The organism is Micromonospora sp. NPDC006766, assembly GCF_040636055.1.
Classification (GTDB): Bacteria; Actinomycetota; Actinomycetes; order Mycobacteriales; family Micromonosporaceae; genus Micromonospora.
On record NZ_JBEYIX010000007.1, the window covers coordinates 134,950 to 150,205 of the forward strand.

Genomic DNA, 15,256 nt, shown 5'->3' on the forward strand with positions numbered 1-15,256 from the left:
GCCCTGTGAGAGGTATTTCTTCAGCTTGACAGGCAGTCAAATTGATGGTTTGAACACGCTCCGTGACTGATACGTGACAACCAGGCAAGGGCGACAGGAGAGTCGATATCTAGGGCGATGCGCTCCTTCCATGGTAGCCCTGGAAACCCGAGCGCGCCCAGGTGTGGCGGTACGCCGGCCGGTGCGGGACGCTGGAGGTGGACACGACGTCCGCTCACCGCGACGGTTCCTGGGGGTCCGATGGGCATGCCTGACGCTGAAGGCCAAGGGCCGCCGGACGGGCTGCCCGATCTCCCCCCGGAGTGGGGTCGGGTGATCGTCCCCGACGACGCCTCGGCGCTCGCCCACGAGGCCCGACAGGTCCGCCGTGAGCTGCGTCGCCTCCGCCGGCGGGCGGTGTGGCGCCGCCGGCTCGGCCGCACCCCCCGGCCGGACGGTCGCCCGCCGCTCGGGCTTCCGGCGCTGATCCTGCTGATGTCGGTGCTGATCACCCTCGCCGGTCTGGCCGCGGTCACCTGGCCCCGCTCGGCGCGCTCCGGTGACGGTCCCACCGTCGTCCCGTACCCGACGGCCGCCCCGGCGGCGGTCGGGCCGCTGCCCGCGTTCGACCTGGTCGACGTCGCGCAGGCCCCGGTGCCGCTGCGCAGCCTGCTGCCGGCGATGATCGTCCTGGTGGACGCCTGCGCCTGCGCCGAGCAGGTGGCCCAGGCGGCGGTCGCCGCGCCACCGGGCGTCACCGTGATCACCGTCGCCGGGGGCCGCAAGGTCGACGCCTCGCCCACCCCCGGGGTACGCGCCCTCGCCGACCCGGCCGGCGGGCTGCGCGACTATCTGCATCTTGCCGCTCACCCCGGCACGGCGCCCGCCCTCCTCGTCGACCGGGAAGGCACCCTGGTCCGGCTGGTGCCGGAGCTGGGCCCGGTCGAACAATATCGCGACGACCTGGCTCGCATCGCCGCCTGACCGCGGATCAGAGCATTGACGCGAGTCGCGCGTTCAGGTCGACCTCGTCGCCGGACACGGTGAATCGCACCAGCATCGGCCCGCCGCTGGCGGTGAGCGCAAAAGGCTGTGCGGCAGTGGGACAAGCGATCAACGGTTCCGACTCGTCCCCGTAGGCGCCGGAGTACGTCACCGTCACCGTGCCCTGACCGTTGCAGCCGATGGTAAGCAGAAAACGGCCATCCGGTGCCGCGTCGACCTGCCGGACCAGCGGATCGGCATCGGGGCTCAGGTGAGAGCGGTCCTGCCAGACTGTTCGTGCTGGGTTCACCTGGGCAGCGCCGGCCCCTTGGTGGGGGATCACCGGATCCTCCCGGTCCGTCTCCAGCCGGTCGACCACCCGTCCGGTCGCCGGGTCGACCAGGACGACCTGGCCCACCATCGACTCGGCCGGCGACGGGCTCGGCAGCGGACGGACCGGCCCGATGGCTGGGGCGGCCTCGCGCCACCACCAGCCACCGACAACCAGTGCGGCCACGGTCAGCCCGGCCAACAGCAGACCCCGTACCCGGTCGTCGGCAGCCATGGAGGTGAGCCTAACCAACAGCGCCCGCGGAGTGGCTCAGCCGACGCACTCGAGCAGGGCCGCGTACAGGGTCAGACCGGGCCCGAAGGCGAGCATCACGATCCGGTTCGGCGGCGCCCCCGCGCGGCGTAACCGGTCCAGGATCAGCAGCACGGTCGGCGACGAGCAGTTGCCGTGCGCGTCGAGGGTGGCCCGGGACGGCGCGAGTGCCTCCGGCGGGAGGGACAGTTCCCGGTCCACCACGTTGAGGATGCGCGGGCCGCCCGGGTGCACCGCCCAGCCGTCCACCTCGGCGTACGTCCGTCCGTGCCGGGCCAGCAGATCGTCGACCAGTCCTCGGACGTGGTGCGAGAGCACCTGCGGGACCTTCGGCGACAGGCCCATCCGGAAGCCGGTGTCGGTGACGTCCCAGGTCATGTGGTCTGCGGTCGAGGTGTCGGTGACCGAGGCGACCTCGCGCAGCGCGTACCCGGTGCCGCCGGGGGTGAGCACGACAGCGACCGCGGCGTCCGAGAAGAGCGCGTGCGACACGATCTGCTGGGTGTCCACCCGGGCCCCGGCCGGTTGGATGTGCAGGCTGGTCAGCTCCGCGCAGAGCAGCAGTGCGGGGCGCCCCCGGGCGGTGACGAAGTCGCTCGCCGCGCCCAGCCCGGGCAGGGCCGCGTAGCAGCCCATGTGGCCGACGAACATGCGCTGGGTGTCCGGAGCCATGCCCAGGTCCCGGGCGAGCAGGATGTCCAGCCCCGGGGTGGCGTACCCGGTGCAGGAGCAGACCACGAACAGACCCACGTCGCGGGCGTCCAGCCCGGCGGTGGTGAGCGCCCGGCTCACCGCCTCCTTGCCGAGTGGCAGCGCCTCCACCTGGTAACGCCGCATCCGGCGTTCGGTCGGCCACTCCGAGACGTCCTCCAGCAGCGGGTTCACCGCGGCCTGCCGACGGGACACGCCGGAGTTGGCGAAGATGCGTTCGGCCAGCGCCCGGGTGCTCCCGGAAAAGTGCTTCGCGAAGAAGCCCTCCCACAGTTCGTCCTGCGCGGCGGCGGGCGGCTGCGCCGTACCCAGACCCGCGATCACCGGCACGGCCATGTCCCCCACCTCTCGAACCCGATCCCCACGCATCACCAACTCACCAACGAGGGGCCGAGCCGTCTCGGTCCGGGTCGCCGCCCAACACGGCGACGCCGAGCCAGTCGGCGCAGACGTCGGAGGTGGCCGGATGCAGCGAGCCGCACCGGGCGTCCCGGTAGAGCCGTTCCAGCGGATGGCCCCGACGGGTGGCCGAGGTGCCGGCGGCCTCCAGCATGGAGGCCGCCACGTCGGCGGCGGTGGTGCCGGCGAGCAGCTTGGCCCGCCACACCCAGCGGTTGGTCTCCGCGTCGCCGGGCGCCTCGTCGACCCGGCGGGCCGCCTCGGCCACCACCAGCTCGGCCGCTGCGACCGCCGCGTCCGCCCGGCCCAGCCGGGCCCGCACCGCCGGCAGGCCGGCCAGGTTGCGCGCGTTCAGATGCTCGGCGGCGGCGTCGATCGCCGCCCGGGCCACCCCGACGTAGACGGCGGCGTAGCTGGCCACCAGCCAGTGCGGCATGAGCTGGGCGACCACCAGGGCCAGCCCCTCCACCCCGCCGAGCAGCCGGTCGGCCGGGACGGTGACGTCCAGGTGCAGGTCGTGCGAGGAGGTGGCGCGCATGCCGAGCGAGTCCCAGGTGGGCTCCACGGTGATCCCGTCGCCGGCCGGGACCAGGAACTGGGAGACCACCGACTGGTCGGCGGCGCTCCGCGCGGCCACCAGATAGCCGTCCGGGTGCCCGGCACCGGAGCAGAACGTCTTGCTGCCCTTGATGTGCCAGCCGCCCTCGACCGGCTCGTACACCGTGCTGAGCTGCGACAGCCGGGCACCGGCCCCGCGTTCGCTCATCGCCACCGCATACCAGGCGCCGTCGGCCGCCGCGCGGAGCAGCCGGTCCCGGGCGGCCAGCGCTTCGTCCGGTACGCCGAGCGCCTCCGCGAGTTCCTCGGTCACCGCGCCGAGCGCCCCGGTGACCGAGGCGTGCATGTTGAACACCAGCGCGGTGGCACCGTTGCCCCGGGCCAGCTCGGTGGCGACGGCGGCGTACTCGGCGAAGCTGGCCCCCGCCCCGCCCAGTTCCCGGGGCACCATCAGCCCGAACAGCCCGGCCTCCCGCAGGTCGGCGAAGTCGTCGACCGGAAAGGAGCCGTCCCGGTCGTGGTCGGCGGCGCGGGCGGCCAGTCTCGGCGTCAACCGGCGGGCCGCCTCCAGCGCGTGCACAGTCATGTAGGTCCCTTCTCGGCGTTCGCTCCGGCCCCGGCTCCTATCCGCTCCGGCGCCCATGGCCCTGGTAGAGCACGGCGGTGGACCGGGTCGACACCATCCGCGGCTGTCTCCCGCCCGACCGGCCGGCGGCACCGGAGCGCATCCGGCGCAGCAGCCAGGCCAGCGTCCCGCCCAGCTCGGGGCGGATCCCGCGCAGCCTCAGGTCGACGCCGTGCCGGGCGCACTCGGCGACCAGCGCGCGGGCGTCCACGAACAGCCGTGGATCGTGGATGCCCCGCGGCACGGTGGGCAACCGTTCGCCGATCTCCACCGCGATCAGCCGGGCCAGCAGCGTGTCGTTGAGGGTGTCCAGCACCAGCAGGCCGCCCGGACGCAGCAGACGACACGCCTCGGCCACCGCGCGGCGCCAGTCCGGCACGTGCTCGAGCACCTCACCGGCGGAAACCACGTCGGCGCAGCCGTCGGCGAGCGGAACCGCGGTGACGTCGGCGTTGATCACGGTCACCCCGTGCGCGGCAGCCTGATCGAGGGCCGAGCGGGTGAGGTCCACCCCGACGTGCCGGTAGCCCTTGTCGGCCAGGTGCGGGGCGAGCAGGCCGGCGCCGCAGCCGAGGTCGACCAGGAGCGCGTCCCTCCTGGAGGCCGGCGGCACCAGCGCGGCGCGGGCCCGGGCCAGCCAGTGCAGCATCGCGAACGCGCCGTCCGGTCGCCACCACTCGCCGGCCAGGTCGTCGTACTGGCGGGGGTCGTTGGGGGGCAGCACCCGGTACGGAGTGGACACCGGGGCCACTTCTCGCATGAACCGAGCGTGGCACGACTCCCCGATAACGACCAGACTTCCCTTATGCCATCTTCGGTGTTAGGGCTGGTCAAGGCGAGCCATCCGGAACCGGCCGCCGCGGTGACGGTAGTGGCCGGGCTGCTGGCGGCCGGGGTCGGGCACCGGCCGGCCGGGGTGACCGCCGTGGTGCTCACCGTGCTGGCCAGCCAGCTGGCCGTGGGCTGGAGCAATGACGCGCTCGACGCGCACCGGGACGCCGCGGTGGGGCGTACCGACAAACCAGCCGCCAGCGGAGTCGTCCGGCGGCGGCACCTGGCGTACGCGGCCGTCGCGGCCGCGGTCGCCACCCCGCTGGTGGCGCTGTCCACGGGCGGCGTCGCGGCGGCGTGCGCGACAGTCGGGCTGGTGTCCGCGCTGCTCTACAACTGGCCGCTGAAGTCGACCCCGGTCTCCGTGCTGCCCTACGCGGTCTCCTTCGGCTCGCTGCCCGCCTTCGTGGTGCTGGCCCTGCCCGGCGCGCCGTCGCCCCCGGTCTGGCTGGTGGCCGCCGCCGCCTGTCTGGGCGCCGGGGCGCACTTCGCCAACGTGCTGCCGGACCTGGCCGACGACGCGCGTACCGGCGTGCACGGGCTGCCGCACCGGCTGGGGTCGGCGGGCAGCCGACTGGCCGCCGCCGGGCTGCTCCTCGCCGCCACCGTGATCCTGGTCGTCGGGCCGCCCGGGCCGCCGTCGTGGGCGGGCCTGTCGGCGATCGCGGTCGCCGCCGTGGTGCCGGTCATCGGCTGGTACGCGGGACGCGTCGCGGCCCGGGCCGGCGGCCGGCCGGTGGCCGCCTTCCGAGCGGTGCTGGTGGTGGCCCTCATCGACGTGGTCCTGCTGGTGGTGAACGGCCGGGTGGTCTGACCGGGCTCTCGGGAGGGTGGCATTGCCGGGTCGGCGTGCGGGCCCGGATCAGGCCCAACTACCCTGGAGCGCGGTCTGCGCGGGTATGGCCAACCCGTGCCCGGCGTACGGCCGGGTAGGGATCGTGACGAGGAGGACCGACGTGACGCGCTCGATGAGGGGTTCCGGGCGGGCGGCCCTGGTGCTGGCCGGTACGGCGGCGGCGGCGAGCCTGCTGCTGTCCGGGTGCGGCACCGGCCAGGTGGCCGAGACCGCCATCAAGGTCCCGTCGGTGCAGGGCGCCAACGTCCAGACTCCGAACAACCTCTACCTGGTGCGCGGCCTGTACGTGCAGTACCCGGGTACCGAGGGGTACCAGCCGGGCAGCAACGCCCCGCTCAACGTCGTGATCTACAACGACAGCGAGGAAGCGGTCACCGTCACGGTCACCACCGACAGCGCCCGCGAGATCCTGCTCAGCGGCAGCGACGCGAGCGGCCCGCAGGCGAGCCCGACCAACTCGCCGACCGAGCCGGCTTCCGCGTCGCCCCTGCCGACCAGCCCCAACCCCTCGCCGAGTGAGGCGCTGGGGTCGGGCGAGCCCTCCTCGGCCAGCCCGTCGGCCTCGCCGAGCGAGTCGGCCGCGACCGGCCTGCCGGCCCGGCTCGAGATCCCGGCCAAGGGCTACGCCCAGCTCAGCCCCAGCAGCAACCGGTTCCTGCAGCTCGTCGGCCTGAACGACCGGCTGCTCAGCGGCCAGGAGGTCAGCCTGACCTTCGACTTCGGCAACGGCCAGATCATCCGGACCGCGGCCCCGATCGGTGTGCCGTTCACGCCGGCCCCGGCCCCCACGGCGATCGTCCACCCCCGCGAGGAGGCGGGCCTCGAGAGCGGTGGCTCGCACGGCTGACCCGCCGACTCATCTCCGTCGACACCGCCGGTGTGGTTACCGCCACCCGGCGGTGTCGCCGTTTCCGGGTGGGCTTTCGTCGTACCGTCCGGTTAGCGTCCTGGGGTGAGCACGTCCCGATCGACCTCCCCCCGCGCCACCACCACCGGCCGTGGCCGTGGCACCGCCCGCGAGCCCCGTCCGGCGTACGAGTGCGACGCCTGCGGCCACCAGCCGCCCAAGTGGGTGGGGCGCTGCCCGGAGTGCGGCGAGTGGGGCTCGGTGGTCGAGTGCACGGTGACCGGGCCGCTGGTCTCCGGCCGGGTGGTCAGCTCCCGGATGCCCGCCGAGCCGGCCCGCCCGATCGCCACCATCAGCGCCGCGCCGGCCCGGGCCCGGCCCACCGGGGTCAGCGAGCTCGACCGGGTGCTCGGCGGCGGCCTGGTCCCGGGCGCGGTGGTGCTGCTCGCCGGCGAGCCCGGGGTCGGCAAGTCCACCCTGCTGCTCGATGTGGCTCAGCAGTGGGCGGCCGGTGCCGGCAGCCCGTCGCTGGTGGTGAGCGGCGAGGAGTCGGTCAGCCAGGTGCGGCTGCGCGCCGAGCGGATGGGCACCCTGCATGAGCAGCTCTACCTGGCCGCGGAGAGCGACCTCTCGGCGGTGCTCGGTCACCTCGACGCGGTCAAGCCGGGGCTGCTGGTGCTCGACTCGGTGCAGACCATCTCGACCACCGGCACGGAGGGCGTGCCGGGCGGGGTGACCCAGGTCCGCGCGGTCACCGCGGCCCTGGTGGCGGTCGCCAAGGAGCGCGGCGTCGCCACCGTGCTGGTCGGCCACGTGACCAAGGACGGCCAGGTCGCCGGCCCTCGCGTGCTGGAGCACCTGGTCGACGTGGTGCTGCACTTCGAGGGCGACAAGCACTCGTCGCTGCGCATGGTCCGGGGGGTGAAAAACCGGTTCGGCGCAGCCGACGAGGTGGGCTGCTTCGAGATGCACGAGGGGGGCATCAGCAGCCTGGCCGACCCGTCCGGGCTTTTCCTCACCCGCTACTCCGAGCCGGTGCCGGGCACCTGTGTGACGGTGGCGATGGAGGGGCGGCGGGCCCTGGTCACCGAGGTGCAGGCGCTGATCGGGGCCACGGTCGCCGGCTCGCCACGGCGTACGGTCTCCGGGCTGGACGGGGCCCGGCTGGCGATGGTGCTGGCGGTGCTCCAGCGACGCACCGAACGGCTGACCCTGCACGACCGCGAGGTGTTCGCCGCCACGGTCGGCGGCATCCGGGTGGTGGAGCCCGCCGCCGACCTGGCCGTGGCGCTCGCGGTCGCCTCCGGCGGGCTCAACCTGGCCATCGCCCCGCACCTGGTGGCGATCGGCGAGGTCGGGCTCACCGGCGAGGTCCGCCGGGTCGGGGCGGTGCCGCGCCGGCTGGCCGAGGCGGCCCGGCTCGGCTTCCGGCTGGCTCTGGTGCCGCCCGGCTGCGGCCCGGGCAGCAGCGGGGTGGCCCCGGAAAACATGCGAGTGATCGAGGTCACGGACGTGCGCGGAGCACTCCAGGCTGCCGCCCGCGCTTCCGCCGAGTGACGCACGGTGAGCGCACGCCGGGATCGGCCAGGCGATTCCGGGCAGCGAGCGCAGCCGCCAAACGATCGGGAAAGCCGGGCATCGTGACACATCACAGTAACCACGAGAGCACCCACCGCAGGCCAGTCCGTAGACTGTGCCCGTGCCGATCGACCGCGATGCCACCAAGTCCGCCGCGGCGACGCCGCACGCCCGCACGGGCGCCGTGGGCTCGTCCGCCCGTCCGATCAGCGTGAGCGTCACCGGGGCCGGCGGCGGGGCCGGCGGGGACCCGCTGCGGGCCAATCTCGCCCTGATGGCGCCGGGCACCGCGCTGCGGGACGGTCTGGAGCGCATTCTGCGCGGTCGCACCGGCGCACTGATCGTCCTCGGCTACGACAAGGTGGTCGACTCGATCTGCACCGGCGGCTTCCCGATGGACGTCGAGTTCTCGGCGACCCGGGTCCGCGAGCTGTGCAAGATGGACGGCGCGGTGGTCCTCTCCAGCGATGGCACCCGGATCGTGCAGGCGGGCGTGCACCTGATGCCCGACCCGTCCATCCCCACCGAGGAGTCCGGCACCCGGCATCGCACCGCCGAGCGGGTGGCCCGGCAGACCGGCTACCCGGTCATCTCGGTCAGCCAGTCCATGCGGATCATCAGCCTCTACGTAAACGGTCAGCGGCACGTGCTGGACGACTCCGCGGCGATCCTGTCCCGGGCCAACCAGGCCCTGGCCACCCTGGAGCGCTACAAGCTCCGCCTGGACGAGGTCTCCGGCACCCTGTCCGCTCTGGAAATCGAGGACCTGGTCACCGTACGTGACGCGGTGGCGGTGGTGCAGCGGCTGGAGATGGTCCGCCGGATCGCCGACGAGATCGCCGGGTACGTGGTGGAGCTGGGCACCGACGGCCGGCTGCTCGCCCTGCAGCTCGACGAGCTGATGGCCGGCGTGGACGCCGACCGCACCCTGGTCATCCGCGACTACCTCCCGGCCGGCCGGAAGTCACGCACGCTCGACGAGGCGCTGGTCGAGCTCGACCTACTCAGCGCCACCGAGCTGATCGATCTGGTCGCGGTGGCCAAGGCGATCGGCTACCCGTCCGCCTCGGATGCCCTCGACGCGGCGGTGAGCCCGCGCGGCTTTCGCCTGCTGGCGAAGGTGCCCCGGCTTCCCGCAGCCGTGGTGGACCGGCTGGTGGTGCACTTCGGCAGCCTCCAGCGACTCCTCGGTGCCACGGTGGAGGACCTTCAGGCCGTCGAGGGGGTGGGCGACGCCCGGGCCCGGGGCGTCCGCGAGGGGCTGTCCCGGCTCGCCGAAGCGTCCATCCTGGAACGGTACGTCTGATCCCAACGCCCCGGCCGGGTGTTGGTCAGTCGGTGATGGTCAGCTTCACCGGTTCGCTGATCTTGGTGCCCACCCGGGCGAACACCTGGTACGTGCCGGCGGGGACGACCTCCCCAGCGGCGACCTGGCCCGTGCAACGATTGCTGTTCCGCCCGTTCCATTCCAGCCGGTAGGCCCGCTCGAAGTTCGGGGTGAACGACTGCACGTCCGAGTCTCTGGCGGTGCCGCAGGTGTCCGACGACCAGACCCGATCCGCGCCCGCCTTGAGGTATATCTCCTGCGGACCGGAGCCGACGTCCCGACTGCACGTGCGTCCCGACACATTCTTGATCTTGAGGCCCAGGGCGACCACAGTGCCCCGCTGCGCCATGGCCGGCTGCACCACCGGGGTAACCCGGATCTCGGAATCGGCACAGGTTCCGTCGTCGGCCCCCGGGGCGGCCGAGGCGTCGTCCGCTGCGCTGCCTGCCGGATCGCCCTGCCCACCCGCCGGACCGCCCCGACCACCTGCCGAGCCGTCATCGGAGTCTTCCGACGTCGGGGACGGGCTGCCGGACGTCGGGGTCGGCACTGAGCTGGTCGGCTGCGGGGCCGAGGCGGCGGAAGGCGTCCCCGAGGGAAGTGTGCCGCCCGCGCGGGTCTTGTTACGCTCCGTACCGGTGCAGGAATAGAGCAGCACGATCAGGAGCAGCAACCCCGCTCCGAGTACGACGGCACGACGCCGCCAGTACACAGCGGATGGCAGGGGACCGACCGTCAGACGCATGATGCGTTCACCGTAGCGGCGTGGCGTACGGCACGGAAAACGACGCGCCGGTGGCGATTCGGCCAGCTATCCACAGTCGACCTCCCCTGCTCACCGAGTGGCTCTGGACGGGCGCGCAGCGCCACCACGACCTCCCTGGGTTCAGACTGATCAGAGGTAGACCTTGCGCTGGTAGACGGCGTGCGCGCCGGCCACCCGGTCGAGGAAGAGCCGGCCCACGCAGTGGTCGATCTCGTGCTGCAGGGCCCGCGCCTCGAAGCCGTCGGTGACCAGCCGCACCTGCACGCCGGTGCCGGGGAGCGCCCCCTCGACCACCAGCCGGCTGGCCCGTTTCACGTCACCGGTCAGGTCGGGCACCGACATGCAGCCCTCCCGGCCGGCCTTCCAGCGGGTCGCCTCGATCACCCGCGCGTTGCAGAGCACGAAGGCTCCGTGCACCGTGACCGCCTTCGGGTGCCCGGTGACGTCCACCGCGAACACCTGGGCGCTCACGCCGACCTGCGGCGCGGCCAGGCCCACGCAACCCGGCGACACCCGCATGGTGGCGACCAGGTCGGCGGCGAGGCGAATCACCTCGTCCGAGGTGGGGTCGACCTCCGGCCCGGGCCGGCCGAGCACCGGGTCGGGGGCGGTCACCACCGGCCGTACCTCGCCCGGCGTTCCCAGCGCCGCCGGCGTCCAGCCGCCCAGGCCGACGTATTCCGCCGTCACAGCAGGTCCGTGTCCGCCGGCCGGAGGCTGACCCCGACGCCCAACTCGGCAGCGGTACGGGCGAGCCGGCCGGCCACCTCGTCGGAGCTGCCCGGCGGCAGCTCCACCTCGGCGACCACCACATAGAGGGAGCCGGTCAGCCGAGTGCTCAGATCGGTCACGTTGCCACCCGCAGCGGCCAGCACCCGGGTCATCGCCGCGACGATGCCCATCCGGTCCGCGCCGTGCACCGCCATCACGTACGGCTCGCCGGCCGTCGGCGTCCGCCCGTCCGGGGTGACCGCGCGTACGGTGGCCAGCAACTGGCCGTCGGCGGCGAGCGGCGCCAGCGCGGCCTCGACGTCGGCGGCGGCCGGGCCGACGCAGATCAGGGTCATCGCGAAGTGCCCCCGCAACCGGGTCATCGTGGAGTCGGTGAGGTTCGCGCCGAGCCGCGCGAGCGCCCCGGCGACGTCGGCCACGATGCCCGGCCGGTCCCGGCCGATGACGGTGATCGCGAGCTCGTTCATCCGGACATTCTGCCCCGTCGCTTCCGGGCGGCCCGGTCGACCCCACCCCGCCCGCCCATCCTGCGGGAAAGGTGCTCGTGACATGATCGGCGGTGCGATGTCCGAGTCCACCTTCGCCACCCTGGTCAGCCGCTGGTACGAGCGCAACGCCCGCGACCTGCCGTGGCGCGAGCCGGGCGTGGGCGCGTGGGCGATCCTCGTCAGCGAGGTCATGCTCCAGCAGACGCCGGTGGTCCGGGTGCTGCCCGCCTGGGCAGCCTGGCTGGACCGCTGGCCCACCCCGGCCGCGCTGGCCGAGGACACCCCGGCCGAGGCGATCCGGATGTGGGGGCGGCTCGGCTACCCCCGCCGGGCCGTGCGGCTGCGGGACTGCGCGGCGGCGATCGTGGAACGGCACGGCGGCGAAGTGCCGGACCGGCTGGACCAACTGCTGGCGCTGCCGGGAGTCGGGACGTACACGGCCCGGGCGGTGGCGTCCTTCGCCTTCGGGCAGCGGCACCCGGTGGTCGACACCAACGTCCGCCGGGTGGTCTGCCGCGCGATCGCCGGGCAGCCGGACGCCGGCCCGGCCACCCGCCCCGCCGACCTGGTCGCCACCGAGGAACTGCTGCCGGCCGAGCCGGCCGCCGCGGCGCTGGCCAGCGCGGCGTTCATGGAGCTCGGCGCGGTGGTCTGCACCGCCCGAACGCCGCGCTGCGTGGTGTGCCCGGTGGAGTCGAGCTGCGCCTGGCGGGCGTCCGGGCAGGAGGTACCGGCCGGTCCGACCCGCCGGCCCCAGCGCTACGCCGGCACCGACCGCCAGGTACGCGGCCTGCTGCTCGCGGTGCTCCGCGAGGCGACCGGCCCGGTGCCGCTCCAGCGGCTGGACCAGGTCTGGCACGACGACGTGCAACGCGCCCGGGCCTTGGCCGGGCTGGTCACCGACGGTCTGGTGGAGCCGGATGGCGAGGAGTCCTTCCGCCTGGCCGGCGACGGCCCGCCGATTCCCCGCCCCCGGCCCTGAACAGGGAAAGGCGATGGCCCCGGCAGGCTTTCGCCTGCCGGGGCCATCGCCCTGTCACATCTGCCCGGCGTTACGCCGCGTCGTCGGCACCTGCGGTGGCGGCGCCACCGAGGTCCGCCGGGACGGCGTCCGGCACGGTCACCGGCCGCTCGGCGCCCCGGAAGACGAGCTTCGACTTGTCGATGTTCTCCGGGTCGCCCTCGCAGTCCACCACCACGATCTGACCCGGGGTCAGCTCGTTGAAGAGGATCCGCTCGGAGAGGTTGTCCTCGATGTCGCGCTGGATCGTGCGACGCAGCGGCCGCGCGCCCAGCACCGGGTCGAAGCCCTTCTTCGCCAGGTACTTCTTGGCGTTGTCGGTCAGCTCCAGGCCCATGTCCTTGTTGCGCAGCTGCGTCTCGATCCGGGCGATCATGATGTCGACGATCGACAGGATCTCGTTCTCGCGCAGCTGGTGGAAGACGATGGTGTCGTCGATCCGGTTGAGGAACTCGGGCCGGAAGTGCTGCTTGAGCTCGTCGTTGACCTTCTGCTTCATCCGGTCGTAGTTGGACTCGGAGTCCTCAGAGGCCTGGAAGCCCAGCGAGACCGCCTTGGCCACGTCGCGCGTGCCGAGGTTGGTGGTCAGGATGATGACCGTGTTCTTGAAGTCCACGATCCGACCCTGACCATCGGTGAGCCGCCCGTCCTCCAAGATCTGGAGCAGCGTGTTGAACACGTCCGGGTGGGCCTTCTCGATCTCGTCGAAGAGGACCACCGAGAACGGCCGACGGCGCACCTTCTCGGTCAGCTGCCCGCCCTCGTCGTAGCCGACGTAGCCGGGAGGGGCACCCACCAGCCGGGAGACCGTGTACCGGTCGTGGAACTCGGACATGTCCAGCTGGATGAGGGCGTCCTCGCTGCCGAAGAGGAACTCGGCGAGCGCCTTGGACAGCTCGGTCTTACCGACACCGGACGGGCCGGCGAAGATGAACGAGCCGGACGGGCGCTTCGGGTCCTTCAGGCCGGCCCGGGTACGCCGGATCGCCTTCGAGACCGCCTTGACCGCGTCCTCCTGGCCGATGACGCGCTTGTGCAGCTCGTCCTCCATGCGCAGCAGACGCGAGGTCTCCTCCTCGGTCAGCTTGTAGACCGGGATGCCGGTCCAGTTGCCGAGCACCTCGGCGATCTGCTCGTCGTCGACCTCGCTGACGACGTCCAGGTCGCCGGCCTTCCACTCCTTCTCCCGCTGGGCCTTCTGGCCGAGCAGCTGCTTCTCCTTGTCGCGGAGCTGGGCGGCCCGCTCGAAGTCCTGCGCGTCAATCGCGGACTCCTTGTCGCGGCGCACCTGGGCGATGCGCTCGTCGAAGTCACGCAGGTCTGGCGGCGCGGTCATCCGGCGGATCCGCATCCGGGCACCGGCCTCGTCGATCAGGTCGATCGCCTTGTCGGGCAGGAAGCGGTCGGAAATGTACCTGTCGGCCAGGGTCGCAGCAGCCACGAGAGCGGCGTCGGTGATGCTCACGCGGTGGTGCGCCTCGTAGCGGTCGCGCAGGCCCTTGAGGATCTCGATGGTGTGGGCCAGCGACGGCTCACCCACCTGGATCGGCTGGAAGCGGCGCTCGAGCGCGGCATCCTTCTCCAGGTGCTTGCGGTATTCGTCGAGGGTGGTGGCACCGATGGTCTGCAGCTCGCCACGGGCCAGCATCGGCTTGAGGATGCTCGCCGCGTCGATCGCGCCCTCGGCGGCACCCGCACCCACCAGGGTGTGGATCTCGTCGATGAACAGGATGATGTCGCCGCGGGTGCGGATCTCCTTGAGCACCTTCTTGAGGCGCTCCTCGAAGTCACCGCGGTAGCGGGAACCGGCCACCAGGGCACCGAGGTCGAGCGTGTAGAGCTGCTTGTCCTTCAGCGTCTCGGGCACCTCGCCCTTGATGATCTTCTGGGACAGCCCCTCGACCACCGCGGTCTTACCGACGCCGGGCTCACCGATCAGGACCGGGTTGTTCTTGGTACGGCGGGAGAGCACCTGCATGACCCGCTCGATTTCCTTCTCGCGCCCGATGACCGGGTCGAGCTTGCCCTCACGGGCGGCCTGGGTCAGGTTACGGCCGAACTGGTCCAGCACGAGGCTGGTCGACGGCGCTGCCTCGCCCGGCGCGGTGCCCGCCGCAGCCGGCTCCTTGCCCTGGTAGCCGGAGAGCAGCTGGATCACCTGCTGGCGGACCCGGTTGAGGTCGGCGCCCAGCTTGACCAGCACCTGGGCGGCGACGCCCTCACCCTCACGGATCAGGCCGAGCAGGATGTGCTCCGTGCCGATGTAGTTGTGGCCGAGCTGCAGCGCCTCACGCAGCGACAGCTCAAGCACCTTCTTGGCCCGCGGCGTGAACGGGATGTGCCCGCTCGGCGCCTGCTGGCCCTGGCCGATGATCTCCTCGACCTGCTGGCGGACGCCCTCGAGGGAGATGCCGAGGCTCTCCAGGGCCTTTGCCGCGACGCCCTCACCCTCGTGGATCAGGCCCAGCAGGATGTGCTCCGTACCGATGTAGTTGTGGTTGAGCATCCGGGCCTCTTCCTGGGCCAGGACGACAACCCGTCGCGCTCGGTCGGTGAACCGCTCGAACATGCCCTCGTGCTCCTCACGTGCCGTGCGCCTTGATGGTCTAGATCTTGGCGGGGCCGGTGCGCGGACGCCCGGGGCGGGCGTCCGTGCCTCCTTACTCTATCGCCGCGGACCGGCTCCGCTGAGGTCGTGTGTCCCCGCGAAAGGCCGTTCCCACGTCGTTTCTGACAACCGTCCACGCTCAGGAGGTGTTCCGGTACCCCTGTCTGTACGCGTAGAGCGAAATTCGACCGTCGGTGGAAAAGCCCGGTCGGGGCTTCCCGGTAGGTCTCCGGGCCAGGACGGGCGGCATCGGTGCCACCGTCGTCATCCACAGCCTGTGGACAGCATCTCCACCGCCTGTGGACAACCTGCCCCGAGCCCGATTTCTTCCCGCTCCCGGCC

The 15,256-nt window shown here is 72.6% G+C and carries 14 protein-coding genes; 6 read left to right on the top strand and 8 right to left on the bottom strand.

Annotated features, from left to right (window positions below; all coding sequences use genetic code 11):
- Positions 1 to 240: 240 nt before the first annotated feature.
- Positions 241 to 963: a hypothetical protein gene (locus ABZ671_RS10890; RefSeq protein ID WP_357854730.1), complete on the top strand. Its 723-nt coding sequence runs from the start codon at positions 241 to 243 to the stop codon at positions 961 to 963.
- A 7-nt stretch (positions 964 to 970) separates the two neighbouring features.
- Here ABZ671_RS10890 and ABZ671_RS10895 read toward each other — a convergent pair whose 3' ends face one another.
- Genes ABZ671_RS10895 through ABZ671_RS10910 form a run of 4 tightly spaced genes read right to left on the bottom strand, consistent with a single transcriptional unit; the run spans position 971 to position 4,620 of the window.
- Positions 971 to 1,528 (bottom strand): hypothetical protein, encoded by a 558-nt coding sequence (locus ABZ671_RS10895; RefSeq protein WP_357854733.1) that lies wholly within the window; start codon positions 1,526 to 1,528, stop codon positions 971 to 973.
- A 36-nt stretch (positions 1,529 to 1,564) separates the two neighbouring features.
- Positions 1,565 to 2,614: a type III polyketide synthase gene (locus ABZ671_RS10900; RefSeq protein WP_357854736.1), complete on the bottom strand. Its 1,050-nt coding sequence runs from the start codon at positions 2,612 to 2,614 to the stop codon at positions 1,565 to 1,567.
- 40 nt (positions 2,615 to 2,654) lie between these two features.
- Positions 2,655 to 3,821: an acyl-CoA dehydrogenase family protein gene (locus tag ABZ671_RS10905; RefSeq protein WP_357854739.1), complete on the bottom strand. Its 1,167-nt coding sequence runs from the start codon at positions 3,819 to 3,821 to the stop codon at positions 2,655 to 2,657.
- Positions 3,822 to 3,858: 37 nt separating this feature from the next.
- Entirely contained in the window at positions 3,859 to 4,620 is a 762-nt protein-coding gene (locus ABZ671_RS10910; protein ID WP_357854742.1) for a methyltransferase domain-containing protein, read from the bottom strand.
- 45 nt (positions 4,621 to 4,665) lie between these two features.
- On the opposite strand from ABZ671_RS10910, the gene ABZ671_RS10915 reads away from it, so the two are divergent.
- The 4 genes from ABZ671_RS10915 (at position 4,666) to disA (ending at position 9,278) form a co-directional block, all read left to right on the top strand.
- Positions 4,666 to 5,505 (top strand): UbiA family prenyltransferase, encoded by an 840-nt coding sequence (locus tag ABZ671_RS10915; RefSeq protein WP_357854745.1) that lies wholly within the window; start codon positions 4,666 to 4,668, stop codon positions 5,503 to 5,505.
- 142 nt (positions 5,506 to 5,647) lie between these two features.
- Entirely contained in the window at positions 5,648 to 6,394 is a 747-nt protein-coding gene (locus tag ABZ671_RS10920; RefSeq protein ID WP_357854748.1) for a hypothetical protein, read from the top strand.
- A 105-nt stretch (positions 6,395 to 6,499) separates the two neighbouring features.
- On the top strand, positions 6,500 to 7,951 hold the full coding sequence (radA, locus tag ABZ671_RS10925; RefSeq protein ID WP_357854751.1) for a DNA repair protein RadA: 1,452 nt from the start codon (positions 6,500 to 6,502) through the stop codon (positions 7,949 to 7,951).
- A gap of 142 nt (positions 7,952 to 8,093) precedes the next feature.
- Positions 8,094 to 9,278, top strand: coding sequence for a DNA integrity scanning diadenylate cyclase DisA (disA, locus tag ABZ671_RS10930; RefSeq protein ID WP_357854754.1), 1,185 nt, complete (start codon positions 8,094 to 8,096; stop codon positions 9,276 to 9,278).
- Between the two features lie 25 nt (positions 9,279 to 9,303).
- Here the strand turns inward: disA and ABZ671_RS10935 are convergent, their stop codons facing one another.
- From ABZ671_RS10935 to ABZ671_RS10945, 3 genes are all read right to left on the bottom strand, one after another.
- On the bottom strand, positions 9,304 to 10,044 hold the full coding sequence (locus ABZ671_RS10935) for a hypothetical protein (RefSeq protein ID WP_357854757.1): 741 nt from the start codon (positions 10,042 to 10,044) through the stop codon (positions 9,304 to 9,306).
- Between the two features lie 150 nt (positions 10,045 to 10,194).
- Positions 10,195 to 10,755, bottom strand: a complete 561-nt coding sequence (locus tag ABZ671_RS10940; RefSeq protein WP_357854760.1) for a peptide deformylase — start codon at positions 10,753 to 10,755, stop codon at positions 10,195 to 10,197.
- Positions 10,752 to 11,264 (bottom strand): ACT domain-containing protein, encoded by a 513-nt coding sequence (locus ABZ671_RS10945; protein ID WP_357854763.1) that lies wholly within the window; start codon positions 11,262 to 11,264, stop codon positions 10,752 to 10,754. Before ABZ671_RS10945 ends, ABZ671_RS10940 begins: the two co-directional genes overlap by 4 nt.
- A gap of 97 nt (positions 11,265 to 11,361) precedes the next feature.
- Here ABZ671_RS10945 and ABZ671_RS10950 point away from each other — a divergent pair, with 97 nt between their 5' ends.
- Positions 11,362 to 12,267, top strand: coding sequence for an A/G-specific adenine glycosylase (locus tag ABZ671_RS10950; protein WP_357854879.1), 906 nt, complete (start codon positions 11,362 to 11,364; stop codon positions 12,265 to 12,267).
- Between the two features lie 70 nt (positions 12,268 to 12,337).
- On the opposite strand, the gene ABZ671_RS10955 is transcribed toward ABZ671_RS10950, so the two are convergent.
- On the bottom strand, positions 12,338 to 14,875 hold the full coding sequence (locus ABZ671_RS10955; protein WP_357854766.1) for an ATP-dependent Clp protease ATP-binding subunit: 2,538 nt from the start codon (positions 14,873 to 14,875) through the stop codon (positions 12,338 to 12,340).
- Between the last annotated feature and the right edge of the window lie 381 nt (positions 14,876 to 15,256).

Excerpts from the sequence above, each read along its gene's own strand:
- ABZ671_RS10905 (WP_357854739.1), bottom strand. The coding sequence starts at position 3,821 with ATGACTGTGCACGCGCTGGAGGCGGCCCGCCGGTTGACGCCGAGACTG.
- ABZ671_RS10950 (WP_357854879.1), top strand. The coding sequence starts at position 11,362 with ATGTCCGAGTCCACCTTCGCCACCCTGGTCAGCCGCTGGTACGAGCGC.
- ABZ671_RS10895 (WP_357854733.1), bottom strand. The coding sequence starts at position 1,528 with ATGGCTGCCGACGACCGGGTACGGGGTCTGCTGTTGGCCGGGCTGACC.
- ABZ671_RS10945 (WP_357854763.1), bottom strand. The coding sequence starts at position 11,264 with ATGAACGAGCTCGCGATCACCGTCATCGGCCGGGACCGGCCGGGCATC.
- ABZ671_RS10955 (WP_357854766.1), bottom strand. The coding sequence starts at position 14,875 with ATGTTCGAGCGGTTCACCGACCGAGCGCGACGGGTTGTCGTCCTGGCC.
- ABZ671_RS10935 (WP_357854757.1), bottom strand. The coding sequence starts at position 10,044 with ATGCGTCTGACGGTCGGTCCCCTGCCATCCGCTGTGTACTGGCGGCGT.
- ABZ671_RS10890 (WP_357854730.1), top strand. The coding sequence starts at position 241 with ATGGGCATGCCTGACGCTGAAGGCCAAGGGCCGCCGGACGGGCTGCCC.
- ABZ671_RS10915 (WP_357854745.1), top strand. The coding sequence starts at position 4,666 with ATGCCATCTTCGGTGTTAGGGCTGGTCAAGGCGAGCCATCCGGAACCG.
- ABZ671_RS10910 (WP_357854742.1), bottom strand. The coding sequence starts at position 4,620 with ATGCGAGAAGTGGCCCCGGTGTCCACTCCGTACCGGGTGCTGCCCCCC.
- ABZ671_RS10900 (WP_357854736.1), bottom strand. The coding sequence starts at position 2,614 with ATGGCCGTGCCGGTGATCGCGGGTCTGGGTACGGCGCAGCCGCCCGCC.